This is a genomic window from Alteromonas sp. S167 (assembly GCF_036864375.1).
GTDB lineage: Bacteria > Pseudomonadota > Gammaproteobacteria > Enterobacterales > Alteromonadaceae > Alteromonas.
This window is the reverse complement of record NZ_JAZETR010000006.1, coordinates 62,844-75,985: the sequence shown is the minus strand read 5'-3', so window position 1 is coordinate 75,985 and position 13,142 is coordinate 62,844. Positions and strand designations below refer to the sequence as shown.

Below are 13,142 nucleotides of genomic sequence, written 5' to 3'. Positions count from 1 at the left end.
GCTTGCTGGTTTACTGGCGAGGCAAGCTCGCGACTTTGTTTAAATCCATTACAACAAATGCGGGGATAAAAACATTGGCGCTTGCCACTACCTGTTTACCGGTAAGCGAAACAATGCGCGCGTTTACTCGCACGCCTCTATCATCTTCAATAATAGTGCCGGTAACTACGTGGTCCATTTCTACCTGCTTTGCAAGCTTTTCGCCGTTTCGAGTAAGCACAAAGTCACCAACCGGAGTGAGAGTAATGCCACCTGCTACTTTAAAGTCGACAATTGCTAACCCAAAGTCTTGAAGCTCTGCAATAAGATATTCAGAAAGCTGATTTCCTAACACCGTGCTGTCGTTTAGCGACTGATTTAAACGTACAAAACTGGCAACGCCAACGCGGTCTTGATGGGTAAGACGCGTGGCGTTCTCCATCAATTCCATAGCAAGCTGCGATGCGTAGTCGTTCAAACGTTTGTGCGTTTGAGAGGGAAAAAAGCCGGTATGAAGAGGGTCTTTATAGCCAGGCTCCACCGCTACGTGCTGCTGATATTCTCGGTCTCTAGAGTCTGGAGTGTATTCTAGGCCTGAGCGACTTGGCACAGGTACAGGCTCGGCATCGTGCCTAATTTCACCACTCTCGCCTAACCAAAACGACCCAATTGAATCGGTCGTTGTGCAGCCACTAAGCAAAACTGCGCCAGCCAGTAAGGCGACGTATTTGATATTCAACAAAGCCGCCAATCGATTAATGTAGCTACGTTTTATGTTGGATGGCTTAATGGTACATAGTTTACGCATACCTATTCCTTAGCCTCGGCTTAGCTTAACGCCATCGCGCATACCATTTTGTTCGCTACCATCACTTGGAATAAGCGCATCAACCACATAAAACGGTACTAACATTTGTGCACTTGCAACCACGGCACGCGACTGCATTCCAAGAATACGTGCATTAACTAATACGCCACCTTGATGCTTTGTCATGGTGCCGGTAAGTACGTATTCAATTGGCAAGCTGCTGCTAAGCTCTAAATAATCTCTACTCAGTACAAAGTCACCGTCTTCGGTGATACGAATATATTCGGTCGCTTTAAAGTCGATAACCGGCACGCGGAATTTATGCAATTCATGAACGAAAGATTCCGCCATTTGTCGGCCAAGCAAGTCAGTTTGCTGAAGATTTGTATCTAGTAGTGCAAAGTGGGTAACGCCAATGGGGGTTTTGTCGTTTACGTATTCCATGTTAGCAATAAGGTCTTGGGTCATGTTTTTAACGTAGTCGCCAATGTGCTTGGTAAGCGGTCGCCCTTTGTAAGCGCCTTGCACACTTGAATATAGCGGCGGCTGACCAATAGCACCGTACGCATCCATACCGCGAGGTTGAGTTTCATTGGATGATGTTGCTGCAACTGGCGTTCTGTCTTCAGCCGTTACATCAATAACGTTCATGGCCGGACGCGTTGGCTGCTGCTCAGCCATTTCTTCTTCGTCCATCATCATTGAGCAACCGTTAAGCGACAATGCACAAACCGACAGTATGAATGCTGAATTAAGACGCTGATTTTTCATATTATTACCTCATACCTTCGGTTCTATATAGTTTACCGTTTCGCGTAGTTACCTTTTCTTCCTGCCAAAATAATTCTGCTGGAAAAAAGCGTGTAGCTGCTGCTACCACATTCTTTGTGCGTGCACTGATTACACGAGCATTCACTACCGCACCAGACTCTTGGTGTATAATTGTGCCCGTGATATAAAAATCGACGCGTTCTATTGATGAAAGTTGGTCAATGTTACGCGTTAAAATACGGTCGCTTTCGTCGTTTACAATTATATCGTTCGACAACTTAAATTCTTGAGTAGAAAAGCCTCTTTTCGTGGCCTCTGTGATCATGCCTTGCTCTAGCTGATGTCCAAGCAGCATCAGTGGATGCTGATGCTGTGCGTCGTATTTAAGTGAGTCTGCCGGCACAAAGCCCACTACCGCATAACGAGATTGCGTGGCGGGCCCCACATCGGCGAAAAGCTCGTTTGCCAGCAAATAGGTGTAGTATTCAATATTTCCAAGTGCAGAGACGGTAGATAAATTGGTTTGAGCAAGCTGACTTTTCGAATCATCAGCCGATGAACAGGCTGAAAGCACCACTGCTAAAAGCACAACAATGCTGTACTTAATGCAGCACGTAATATTGGTGCATTGATTAACACCAAACCTTTTTAAACGTTGGAAACTTGTCATCGCTATTGTTCCGCTTATGAATTCATTTTCGCCATAAAACCGGCGCTTACTTACTGTAATAAGCGCTAGAATGCAAAAAACGCTCCACCTCGCCTAACTCATCCATAACAAAGCAAGAAGTAACAAAAAGCATCGAAACACATGCAAACGATGGTACTAAGTTGAATTAATTAGTGAAGGATTTGGCGGAAAAGGCTTGCCACTTTTTGACAACTTATGCCGCTTTGTGCAGGTTTTTGCTCAGCTAACTAAAGGGAGGCCCTTAAAGAAAAAAGCTTGAGTAAAAGGCTAGAGAAAAAGGCTTCGGAAAAAAATAGCGCTATCGCACTGGGAACCACACATAGAAAATTGATAGCGCCTTCCAAAAGTCTAACGGGAAAAAGTGAATTTTGTTTACATTGGGTCAAGTGTAAGTAACACCCTCTTTGCTCCTTCTGAAACTGGGCACGAGCGATGCAGCGCAGCACTCTTCTCTTGCTCAGGCCATGCCTTACCCTTTAGAAGACCTACATCGAAAGACGACATCTGCATTATGTCGCTTTCAAGGTAATTAACATTGCCCAACGATTTCGCAAGTTTGTGCTTGTGCGTGCCAAGGGTATTTGATGCATTTGGCTGTAGCGCATTGGCTGAAATTAAGCGTTCTTGGGGTAACCACTGTGTGCCTTCTCCCAAATACGTACTCACTAATCGCACAGGAATGTTGTCTGCATGAAGCTTTGGGCACATTGCTGCATCTAGTGGCGCTAATCTCAAACCAACACTGTCGCAATTAAATAGCGTGGTAAGCATGTCTGATAGCAGAAAAATATCGTCTATGGCTTCAGCTCTGCCTTTTGCGCTGGGAAGTGATGCTTCCAGTTCAGCCTTTAGCGACTGCAAAATAAAAACACCGCGAAGGCCCATGCCCAAACGCTTAAAAACAGTGTCAAAATAACTGGCTACGATCTGTTGATTTTCACGACACCACAGAGCAACGCTTATCTCTTCATCGAATATTCGACCAAGCACCATTGGGTCGTTGTCGGCTGCGTAGGAGCAATTTGTTTTTACATTAAGTACTTGCATGGTTAATGCTCCCATGCAGGAAATGGATCAGGCAACGCCGCCCAAACCTCGCGTCCTGCCAGCAGCTCTTTATCCGACAGCAAGCAGTTGCTCAAACGCGTAATAATGTCGTTTTTATCTAAACCTTGGCCGATAAACACCAGCTCTTGGCGCATATCTCCAAATGGCTCAACCCACTGGGCTTTGATTGCTTCAAGGTATTCAGGATCTGTGGGCCATTGTTCCTCTGGCACCGCTTTCCAAAACAAACCTGCTGCACCGTATCGCGCCATACCGCCCGCCTGGCTCCAGCTACCTGCTAGTTGAGGTCTTGTTGCAAGCCAGAAAAAGCCTTTCGAACGGATAAGTTTTCCAGCAATTCTTTTACTGTGAAGAAAATCATAAAACTTCTGAGGATGAAAAGGACGTCGAGCTTCATAGGTAAAGCTAGAAATACCAAACTCTTCTGTTTCAGGAACGTGTTCACCACGCATCTCTTTGAGCCACCCAGGCGCTTGCTGCGCTTTTTCGAAACTGAAGCGCCCTGTGTTCAACACTTGGTCAAGTGGAACATCGCCGTGCTGCATTGGCAGCTGTAAAGCGTCTGGATTTAATGTACGCAGTATTCCCTGAAGCCGAGCCAATTCGGTTTCAGATACCAAGTCGGTTTTTGATATAAGTAGTATGTCAGCAAACTCAACTTGCTCAACAAGAAGGTCAGCAACGCTACGCTCGTCTTCCTCGCCTAAGCTCTCACCGACTTCGTTAAGCATTTTTGCTTCGTCGTAGTCCTTGAGGAAGTTAAACGCATCTACCACCGTTACCATGGTGTCTAAACGACTGATAGCCGACAGGCTTTTACCGTCTTCATCAGCAAATGTGAACGTCTCTGCCACAGGCAAAGGCTCAGAAATACCCGTCGACTCTATAACTAAATAATCGTATTTGCCTTCATGGGCTAAACGTTCTATTTCAATAAGTAAGTCTTCTCGAAGGGTACAGCAAATACAGCCGTTACTCATTTCAACCAGCTTTTCCTCAGCGCGGTTGAAACTGATCTCATTTTTTACGGTTGCGGCATCGATGTTGATTTCGCTCATATCATTAACGATAACCGCAACGCGAAGACCTTCGCGATTGGTCAGGATATGATTTAGCACTGTTGTTTTACCAGCGCCTAAGAAGCCTGATAACACAGTAACGGGCAATACATTTGATGTAGACATAGTTGTTTCTTCACAAACTCACTTACACTCACTCAATGTTATAACATAACACTCTAAATGAAAAGCGCGAGTAAGTGCGTCTACCAGCGAATCTATTTTACAATACTTAAAAATACGAATTACAAAGAGCGCCTACATAAAGCGCAGCACCAAAGAAATGATAACGCCGGTGATGATAAGCTGTACTAAGCAGTAACCCATAATGTCTTTGGCTCGCAGTCCTGCTATAGCCAAAACAGGTAAGGCCCAAAACGGTTGTATTAGGTTAGTCCAAGCGTCTCCCCAGGCTACAGCCATTGCGACTTTGTTTACGTCGGCGCCAAGCTCCAATGCCGCTGGTAATACAACCGGTGCCTGCACTGCCCATTGTCCTCCGCCAGATGGCACAAAGATATTCACTATGCCCGCGCTTATAAAACTAAACACAGCCAGTGTATCGGCAGACGCTAAGCTTATGAGTGCCTCAGACATGCTTTGTGCCAGTCCGGACTGCACCATTACAGCCATAATACCGGCGTAAAAAGGAAACTGAATGACAATACCGCTGCCACCTTGAATGGCTTGCTGTAAGCTGAACAGCAAGCTTTTTGGTGTACCGTGAAGCACAATGGCTAAAAACAAGAAAAGCGTGTTTACAATGTTTAGGTTTAATCCGCCGCCACTAATGAAGTAATTAATTAAATAAGCTAGCCCAGCAAATCCAACCAAAATTGCAAGCGGCATGCTGTTTTCAAGCTTTTCGGCAGGGCTTGCGCTTTCACTTTTCTGAAGTGTTGGGTCCTCTAGCTTACTGGGATCAACGATAACGCTGTCGTCTTCAGATGGCAGCATTAAACGGTTAACAAGCGGAATGACCACAAACAAAATGGCTAATAGCGTTAAATTGAAGCTACTGAAAATAGTTTGCGATGTTGATACTACGCCAATTTGGTCTGCTGAGAAGTGCCCCGGCGTAGCAATAGTGAGCGGTACCGAGCCTGCTAAACCGCCATGCCACACTACAAAACCAGAATATGCACTGGCGACTAGCAACCGATAGTCTACCCGCGTTTGCTTTGCCAAGGTTTTGGCAAAAAGCGCCCCCACCACTAAACCAAAGCCCCAATTTATCCAGCTTGCCATTAGCGACACAAGTGTAACTAAAACAATCGCCTTGCCGGGTGAACTACCCAACGCTGCTAGACTGTCTAGCAACTTTTTCATAAGCGGTGTTGAAGCCAGCATGAAACCGGTAACCAGTACCAATAACATCTGCATAGAAAATGTGAGTAAGCCCCAAAAACCATTGCCCCAAACGCTAATAACGGATAACACGGGTTGTTGCTGCAGAACCACAGCTGCAGCCAATGTTATTAACGTGAGCAATAAAACAAATACAAAAGGGTCTGGAAGGAAGCGCTCTACTAGCTTTACAAAAGGCTTAGACGCACGGTTTAACATTACTTTACTCGCAACTTGTTAAAAACTTGTTACTTGTATCGTAACGCAATTAGCGGATAAGTGAATAGCGCGTATATTCAACGCGCTATGAATATAACAGTGAGAAGTGCTCTCTTATTGTATCAAGGTCTTAATTTGCAGCGTTAAAAAGGCGTGACCATAATTGCTTTACTTGTGCTGCGTCATCACCTTCAAGCTCTTTGTTGTTAAAGGCGTTGTTTAAGCTGTTCATCATTTTTTCATCTAGAAGGGTGAGCGACGCATCAGCATGCATTTCTAACTGTCTGGCTTCAACGGCAAAATGCCCCTGCAAATAACTTGCTATAAACAACTCATCATCACTACCGTGATTTACAACGTCATCAAGTGAAGCTTCAATTTTAGCAATCGCATTTACCACTTCTTGTGGTGCAGCAGCAGGTGGTATCAAACCTATCTCCTTTTATGTTGAAAACAGTGCGTACAAGTGAGAACCTCCCCACTATACGGCGTTGTATAATACTTTGTCTTTGTAACCCGTGACGATGGTAAAAGCACCAGCAAGCGAGGCATCTAGTTCAGCGTCACCGGAATCAAGGCGAAGTGGGCGTCCATCAAGGGCTTGAATTTTTTGTTTGGTAGCCACAACCAGCATATTTGCTTTGCCAATTTGGCGAATAAACGTTGGGCTTAACTGCTGATTCCCGCGCCCCAAAATATGGCCTTGCCCACCTATTACCGTTAATACGACTTTACATGGGCTACCGTGGGTTATTTCAATAAGCGAGGCGGCAGTAACATCAGTCGCAACAAGCTCACCGGCTTTAACAACATCTACACCAAGTAAGGTGTTATCAAGGCCAAGGTATTCCATAATTGCACCGACGGTTGACCCCGACCCCATTACAAAATAGGTATCAGGCTCGTCTTCCATTAACTCACTAACGAACGCGGCTATATCGTCTAGCACAAGGGCTTCATCTTCTTTACCGCCCATTTTTACCGCTTGCACATAGCTAAGCTCAGCAGGCACGCGCATTTCACCGTAGTGTTTTGCAATTACTTTACCGCGCCTGAACGCGTCTTCATCAATATCACGTACCTCGGCGTCCATTTCACTCACCAACTCGCCAGCAATCATTTGGCTAACCACGTGGCCAGCAGCCGATGGTGAAACGCAATAAACCCCAGAATGAATTTTGCACCCTGCAGGTACTCCAAGCACTGGAACAGCACTGCCCACCACACTACAAATATTGCGGGCAGTACCATCGCCGCCCGCGAACAGTATCAGATCTACATTTGCCTCAACCAACGCCTTTGCTGCGCGTTCTGAGTCCTCACCTTCTGTTTGTGCCTGAGATGGAGAGTAAATAACCTCGTGCTCGAAGCCCATGGATTTACACACATCCTCACCCATCTCGCCAGCCGCCGTGACAACCAAAAACTGCCCAGACAGGGCTTCTAATACGCTCAGGGCTTTCGCCATTTTTTCGTTTGCTTTTTTCTCGGCACCACTGGCAAGCGCTTTTTCACGAATGTCCTTGCCATCGCTGCCTTTTAACGCCAATGCTCCACCTATACCGGCGAACGGGTTTACTATTAAACCTAAGCGAAAAGTAGGTTTACTCATGCGACTGAGGCTCCAATCTGGGTTCGATTTGAAAATGTAGCTTTAAGCGCTTCAATAAAACGCGCTGCGCGCTTAGGGTATCCGTGCTGCTCATAAAGCGAGCGCTGTTGCGCCACGTTTTTTGTAAAGCCATCACGGTCTGGCTCTGCACCATTTAAATTATCGGTGCTTACCTGAAAGCGTCGTCCCGCGGCTTCAGTAAATGCCCACTCTATGGCTTGAGGCTTTATTTCTACTTTCTCGAAACTGGCCTGCTGTTTTGCATCACGACCATCAGGGCAGTACCAATATCCATAGTCTTCTTGTAATCGGCGGGCCTCTCCAGCAATACACCAATGTGCAATTTCATGTAATGCACTTGAAAAAAAGCCGTGTGCAAACACGATTTGATGATAGCTACAGGCTTCATTGGCGGGCAAGTACACGGGCTCGTCATTACCAAGAACTAAACGCGTATTAAAATCTACGAACGTACTGTTAAACAATGCGATAAGCACTGGGACATCAGTATCGTTATCAAATTGCTTTGCACCAGTTTGTGGCTGTTGAGAAAGACTTGTCATACTTCTAGCGTGAGTCGTTAAGCGTTACGGTTTATCATAAAAAATTAGAATCAAAAATCGCGCATAGTATATCAGGTAACATAATACTTCTCACATGATAGCAGCGCTTTCGCCTACCACTATTGTAAAGAAACTGAGCTTTATAGGATAAACGCAAGCGAGGTACGCGTTGTTGATACTTATTTATTTGTACGTTTAAAGCACTAAATACGTGCTATGGTGAGTATAAAGATAGTCAACTAAGTTATTGGAATCATTGTAAATGGGAGCGTTGTAATTGGCACAAGCGATTATTAAGCATATACACCGCGTAAACGCGCTTAGAGACTTAGCACTCAAGCTAAACATAATGCCGCTGATCCACGCGCTTCAAGAATGGCAGTGTGAAAGGTTATTAGTATCTCATGACGATTTAGCGCAACAGGCGCGCTATCAAAAAGCCATGGCATTCTTTGTTGAAGAGCTCTATGGTCCGAAAGACTTCAGCCAAAGGGATGCTGACTTAGCGCGAGTTATTCCCAAACTTGCCAAAGTGCTACCCGACAAAGCAATGAATGCAATGGACGACGCGCTTTCATTAAACGCATTATCGTTCAACTTAGATATGGACATGGCACAGTACTTAAATACGCACTATCCCAATGCCCCTATTACCAGAGACACCTACGCAGAAGCTTATCGCAGTATTGGACGTCAAGACGACAGGCAACATCAGATAGACATTATATCTCATTTGGGCGATCAGCTTGCTGATGTGGTTAAAATTCCCGGTATAGGTATGTTGATAAAGTTATCTCGTAGACCCGCTAAACTTGCTGGCGTGTTAGCATTACATGAATTTTTAGAAAGAGGGTTTAACGCGTTTAAAGCTATTGGCGATGTACAATGCTTTATTCAACCCGTACTCGAGCGAGAAAAAGCATTAATGCACAACCTTTTCGAGCCAACGCTATCGCTACCTGACGATAACCCGCTTCCTCACGTTTAATTGCAAAAAGGACATATTGTGAACGACGACGCACTTCCATGGATGTTTGAATCTCCATTTATAAAAACGTGGCGAATAGACCATACGCATATTGACCATTATAAGCACGTAAACAATGTTGCTTATTTAGCACAAGCAGAAAAATTGGCGTGGTCTCACTCTAACGCCTTAGGTCTTCATTTTGCCGATTACCAAGACCTTAACAGAGGTATGGTGATAAAGCGCCACGAGTTGAACTATCACCTGCCTTCACATGTAGACGATGAATTAAAGTGCGCTACATGGATTGTTGACTGCGACGACCGATTAACGCTTAAACGTCAGTTTCAATTTATTTGCCCTGAGCGCCAGAAAACCGTGTTTGATGCGCTGACTACGTTTGTTTGCGTAAGCCTAGATACCGGCGTGCCAAAACGAATGCCAGAACTGTTCAAAAATGCTTATGGCGATGCCTGCATTTCTCACCGTAATCAAACCGCTTAGTTGAGAATGGTAAATGGCTAGATGGATAGCAATACTTTTAATGGCTTTGCTTTGTTTATCGCTGACTGTGAACGTTTATCTGTGGACAGCGTTGAATTCAACAAGTAACAGCGATGTATTTGGTGATGGCTTGCTTCTTTCTAACAAAGCTCGTTCTAGTAGCGCGTCTTCAGCTAGCGTTAGCTCCCCTATTGGCAATACAGAAGCTCAACACACATCTCCTAGTGAATTGAGTAACAATAGACGCAGTACAAATAGTGTTGAAACAACAGAAACCGGCGGCAATACCCCTTCACTTGAAGCGCTTCTTGAAAAGCGGCAATTCGACCGTTTGGCACTTGAGTTGTCAAATGCGTTAAAGCAATCTCCTTTCGACGAGCGTTTGTTATTACTTGAAGCAGAAATGATTCGGCTAACTAAGCCATTAAGTATTGCTCTTGTCCATTTATACGACCTTGCCGAGCTGCCTTTGTCGGTTGATGCGCTTGAAGAGATAGGTAAAAAAATAGCGACACTGTATGAGCAAGCTCAAGAGCAGCTAAGTAGAGACCAGCAGTGGGAACTGCTGGCAAAACTCAACGAGCCACTTTTTCAGCGCGTACCAGATTCACGGCAGTATGCGCTAAATTTAGCGCGGGCCTATGCCCATCAAAGAAAGCAAACATTAATGGAAGATGCGCTTGCTCCACTTCCCTTCGACGATGCACAAGCTCAAGCAATTAGGGCGATAGCTTACAAAGAAACTGATGCTAACGACGATACGTTTGACGATACCGAATTTAACGACATGCAAGGCGATACAACAGATACACGTTCAACGCGGGTGGCGCTTGTGCGCGTTGGCGACCAATATCGTTTAGATGCAAAAGCGCTGAATCAGAAAGCGGTAATGATTTTAGATACAGGCGCTAGCACAACCGCAATTTCTTCGCGGCTTTACGCAAGGTTAGGAAGAACAAGGCGATTAACGTTTATTGGCAATTTTAACGTGCGTACTGCATCGGGAACGATTGAAGCGCCTTTGGTGAAAATACCACGGTTTTATTTTGCTGGTTATGAATTTACCGACGTTTCGGCAATTGTATTACCCGAGGAAGCCTTACCAGATACTGACGGCCTATTGGGTATGAATGTATTAGGAGAGTTCGACTTTTCTATTTTACCGCAGTCGAATGAGTTAAGGCTTAAAAAGCGGTCTTAGGTTTAATGTTCGAACGCCTAACTCAGTAATTCTAAATGCCATTAATTCGTTTAAACGTTAACGCCTAAACCATTAGTAAGCAAACCTACACAAAAAAGCACCGCAATTGCGGTGCTTTTCTAATTTTATGTTAGCTTTTACACAGCTGCACAAATACGCGTACCTTGATCAATAGCGCGCTTCGCATCAAGCTCAAGCGCTTCATCTGCGCCCCCGATCAAGTGATAGGGCATTTTTAATCCTTCAATAATGTCACGCATTGGCTCTTGCCCAGCACAAATAATAACGTTATCTACAGGAAGTACTTGCTGGTTACCTTCTACCGTAATGTGCAACCCTTCATCGTCAATCTTGTCGTACGACACGCCAGGGATCATGGTAACGCCCTTAGCCAACAAGCCCGCTCGATGTGCCCACCCTGTTGTTTTACCAAGGCCTGCACCTACTTTCGATGATTTACGCTGTAGCAAGAAAATTTCACGTGGCGAAGGCTCCGGCTGCGGCTTAACGCCTTCAATACCCGCTCGTGCAGAAAATGTCATATCAATACCCCACTCGCGCATAAAGGCTGGGATATCTTGACTTGGTGTTTCTTTACCGTGCGATAAGTATTCAGCTGTATCAAAGCCAATACCACCGGCGCCAATAATGGCAACCTTTTTACCAACAGGCTTCTTCTCTTTAAGCACTTCAAGGTAAGTCAGTACTTTATCGTGCTCGATGCCTTCAATGGCTGGCATGCGAGGCTTAATTCCCGTTGCCACCATCACTTCATCAAAGCCTTCATCGTTTAACGCAGCAGCATCAACGAACGTATTTAGCTTAAGCGTAATATTTTTATGAAGCTCGATTTGGCGCGCAAAATAGCGAAGGGTTTCATAGAACTCTTCCTTTCCTGGAATTTGTTTAGCCACATTAAATTGGCCGCCAATTTCACTCGCCCCATCATAAATAACAACGTCGTGACCGCGCTGCGCCGACGTAACCGCGGCAGCTAGCCCTGCAGGCCCTGCACCAACCACAGCAACACGTTTTTTGGTTGATGCAGGTTCAATATTAATTTCAAGTTCGTGACAGGCACGTGGGTTCACCAAGCAACTTGTCATTTTCCCGCCAAATACGTGGTCAAGACAAGCCTGATTACAACCAATACAGGTATTAATTTCGTCGGCTTTGTTTTGCTGTGCTTTTCGCACAAAATCAGGGTCTGCCAAAAATGGGCGCGCCATTGATACCATATCCGCATCGCCACGAGCTAGGACGTCTTCGGCAACTTCTGGTGTATTAATTCGGTTTGATGTGATCACGGGAATAGATAAGGCTTCTCGGAATTTTGCAGTAACCCAAGTAAATGCAGCTCGGGGGACTTTCGTGGCAATAGTAGGAATACGCGCCTCGTGCCAGCCAATACCCGTATTGATTATGGTAGCCCCCGCCTTTTCTATTTCTTTACCCAGCTGCACCACTTCTTCGTAGGTTGAGCCACCCTCAACCAAATCTAGCATTGATAGACGATAAATAATAATAAAGCTGTTACCCACGGCTTCACGCACGCGACGCACTACTTCAATAGGTAAACGAATACGATTTTCATATTCACCACCCCACGCATCATCACGATGGTTAGTGCGCTTTGCAATAAACTGGTTTAGGAAATAACCTTCAGAACCCATTATTTCAACACCGTCATACCCTGCTCGTTGAGCTTGTGTCGCTGCGGTGATGAAATCTTGAATTTGCTTTTCAATTTCATCAGCTTCTAATGCTTTTGGTTTGAAGGGGTTGATAGGTGCTTGAACCGCTGACGGTGCTACCAGCTTAGGGCTATATGCATAGCGGCCAGTGTGCAGAATTTGCATGCAGATTTTACCACCTGCGATATGAACCGCATCGGTCACTTCTTTGTGGTTAGCTACCGCTTCATCTGTATCTAAACGAAATGTTGACGGATGAGTAGCTCCCTCTTCATTGGGTCCTATACCGCCGGTAACAATAAGCCCTACACCACCTCGTGCACGCTCGCTATAAAATGCCGCCATGCGCTTGTGTCCATCTGGCATTTCTTCAAGTCCGGTGTGCATTGAGCCCATCAATACGCGGTTCTTTAACGTGGTGAAGCCCAAATCAAGTGGGCGAAATAAATGTGGGTATACGGGATGATCAGTCACGGTCTGGTTCATGATAAATTCCTAAAAAAAGCCCTTTGAAAAGCGTTGAATCAGTGTTCAAAGAAAGATGTTGTGCGTTTTCTTTAAACGCTTTATCAATCTCAATAAATTAATAGTTTACAAGCGCAGGCCGCATGCCTGTTATTGCGGCGCCACACCGTTTTTTCGTGTCTATAATGCTTTTGG

Annotated in this window: 13 protein-coding genes; 3 read left to right on the top strand and 10 right to left on the bottom strand. The window is 45.2% G+C overall.

The window, feature by feature from the left end:
• Nucleotides 1-10: 10 nt before the first annotated feature.
• The 9 genes from V7R35_RS10770 to V7R35_RS10730 all read right to left on the bottom strand — a co-directional run bounded on the left by V7R35_RS10770 (nucleotide 11) and on the right by V7R35_RS10730 (nucleotide 8,116).
• Complete coding sequence (locus V7R35_RS10770; RefSeq protein ID WP_334014824.1) at nucleotides 11-787, bottom strand: FlgO family outer membrane protein; 777 nt, start codon at nucleotides 785-787, stop codon at nucleotides 11-13.
• Between the two features lie 9 nt (nucleotides 788-796).
• On the bottom strand, nucleotides 797-1,558 hold the full coding sequence (locus V7R35_RS10765; protein WP_334014823.1) for a FlgO family outer membrane protein: 762 nt from the start codon (nucleotides 1,556-1,558) through the stop codon (nucleotides 797-799).
• A gap of 4 nt (nucleotides 1,559-1,562) precedes the next feature.
• Nucleotides 1,563-2,228: a FlgO family outer membrane protein gene (locus tag V7R35_RS10760; RefSeq protein WP_334014821.1), complete on the bottom strand. Its 666-nt coding sequence runs from the start codon at nucleotides 2,226-2,228 to the stop codon at nucleotides 1,563-1,565.
• A gap of 393 nt (nucleotides 2,229-2,621) precedes the next feature.
• Complete coding sequence (locus V7R35_RS10755; protein ID WP_334014819.1) at nucleotides 2,622-3,296, bottom strand: DUF1826 domain-containing protein; 675 nt, start codon at nucleotides 3,294-3,296, stop codon at nucleotides 2,622-2,624.
• A 2-nt stretch (nucleotides 3,297-3,298) separates the two neighbouring features.
• Nucleotides 3,299-4,501, bottom strand: a complete 1,203-nt coding sequence (gene zigA / locus V7R35_RS10750; protein ID WP_334014817.1) for a zinc metallochaperone GTPase ZigA — start codon at nucleotides 4,499-4,501, stop codon at nucleotides 3,299-3,301.
• 132 nt (nucleotides 4,502-4,633) lie between these two features.
• Nucleotides 4,634-5,941 carry a short-chain fatty acid transporter gene (locus V7R35_RS10745; RefSeq protein WP_334014816.1) on the bottom strand — a complete coding sequence of 436 codons (1,308 nt, stop codon included), beginning with the start codon at nucleotides 5,939-5,941 and terminating at the stop codon, nucleotides 4,634-4,636.
• Between the two features lie 130 nt (nucleotides 5,942-6,071).
• Entirely contained in the window at nucleotides 6,072-6,371 is a 300-nt protein-coding gene (locus V7R35_RS10740; protein ID WP_334014815.1) for a YfcL family protein, read from the bottom strand.
• Between the two features lie 51 nt (nucleotides 6,372-6,422).
• On the bottom strand, nucleotides 6,423-7,553 hold the full coding sequence (locus tag V7R35_RS10735) for an ATP-NAD kinase family protein (RefSeq protein WP_334014813.1): 1,131 nt from the start codon (nucleotides 7,551-7,553) through the stop codon (nucleotides 6,423-6,425).
• Nucleotides 7,550-8,116: an elongation factor P hydroxylase gene (locus V7R35_RS10730; protein ID WP_334014812.1), complete on the bottom strand. Its 567-nt coding sequence runs from the start codon at nucleotides 8,114-8,116 to the stop codon at nucleotides 7,550-7,552. The genes V7R35_RS10735 and V7R35_RS10730 overlap by 4 nt, the downstream gene beginning before the upstream one ends.
• A gap of 277 nt (nucleotides 8,117-8,393) precedes the next feature.
• Between V7R35_RS10730 and V7R35_RS10725 the strand changes: the two genes are divergently transcribed.
• The 3 genes from V7R35_RS10725 to V7R35_RS10715 are packed head-to-tail and all read left to right on the top strand — an operon-like array spanning nucleotide 8,394 to nucleotide 10,788.
• Nucleotides 8,394-9,104: an FFLEELY motif protein gene (locus V7R35_RS10725; RefSeq protein WP_334014811.1), complete on the top strand. Its 711-nt coding sequence runs from the start codon at nucleotides 8,394-8,396 to the stop codon at nucleotides 9,102-9,104.
• Between the two features lie 42 nt (nucleotides 9,105-9,146).
• The gene (locus tag V7R35_RS10720; protein ID WP_438823470.1) at nucleotides 9,147-9,587 is read left to right on the top strand and encodes an acyl-CoA thioesterase; all 441 of its coding nucleotides are present in this window, start codon (nucleotides 9,147-9,149) and stop codon (nucleotides 9,585-9,587) included.
• A gap of 13 nt (nucleotides 9,588-9,600) precedes the next feature.
• Nucleotides 9,601-10,788, top strand: a complete 1,188-nt coding sequence (locus tag V7R35_RS10715; RefSeq protein WP_334014809.1) for a retropepsin-like aspartic protease family protein — start codon at nucleotides 9,601-9,603, stop codon at nucleotides 10,786-10,788.
• 137 nt (nucleotides 10,789-10,925) lie between these two features.
• On the opposite strand, the gene V7R35_RS10710 is transcribed toward V7R35_RS10715, so the two are convergent.
• The gene (locus V7R35_RS10710) at nucleotides 10,926-12,968 is read right to left on the bottom strand and encodes an NADPH-dependent 2,4-dienoyl-CoA reductase (RefSeq protein WP_334014806.1); all 2,043 of its coding nucleotides are present in this window, start codon (nucleotides 12,966-12,968) and stop codon (nucleotides 10,926-10,928) included.
• Nucleotides 12,969-13,142 lie beyond the last annotated feature (174 nt).

Bases quoted from the DNA above. Each gene is read 5' to 3' on its own strand.
- V7R35_RS10770 (WP_334014824.1), bottom strand. From the start codon at position 787: ATGCGTAAACTATGTACCATTAAGCCATCCAACATAAAACGTAGCTAC.
- V7R35_RS10765 (WP_334014823.1), bottom strand. From the start codon at position 1,558: ATGAAAAATCAGCGTCTTAATTCAGCATTCATACTGTCGGTTTGTGCA.
- V7R35_RS10760 (WP_334014821.1), bottom strand. From the start codon at position 2,228: ATGACAAGTTTCCAACGTTTAAAAAGGTTTGGTGTTAATCAATGCACC.
- V7R35_RS10755 (WP_334014819.1), bottom strand. From the start codon at position 3,296: ATGCAAGTACTTAATGTAAAAACAAATTGCTCCTACGCAGCCGACAAC.
- zigA (WP_334014817.1), bottom strand. From the start codon at position 4,501: ATGTCTACATCAAATGTATTGCCCGTTACTGTGTTATCAGGCTTCTTA.
- V7R35_RS10745 (WP_334014816.1), bottom strand. From the start codon at position 5,941: ATGTTAAACCGTGCGTCTAAGCCTTTTGTAAAGCTAGTAGAGCGCTTC.
- V7R35_RS10735 (WP_334014813.1), bottom strand. From the start codon at position 7,553: ATGAGTAAACCTACTTTTCGCTTAGGTTTAATAGTAAACCCGTTCGCC.
- V7R35_RS10730 (WP_334014812.1), bottom strand. From the start codon at position 8,116: ATGACAAGTCTTTCTCAACAGCCACAAACTGGTGCAAAGCAATTTGAT.
- V7R35_RS10720 (WP_438823470.1), top strand. From the start codon at position 9,147: ATGTTTGAATCTCCATTTATAAAAACGTGGCGAATAGACCATACGCAT.
- V7R35_RS10715 (WP_334014809.1), top strand. From the start codon at position 9,601: ATGGCTAGATGGATAGCAATACTTTTAATGGCTTTGCTTTGTTTATCG.
- V7R35_RS10710 (WP_334014806.1), bottom strand. From the start codon at position 12,968: ATGAACCAGACCGTGACTGATCATCCCGTATACCCACATTTATTTCGC.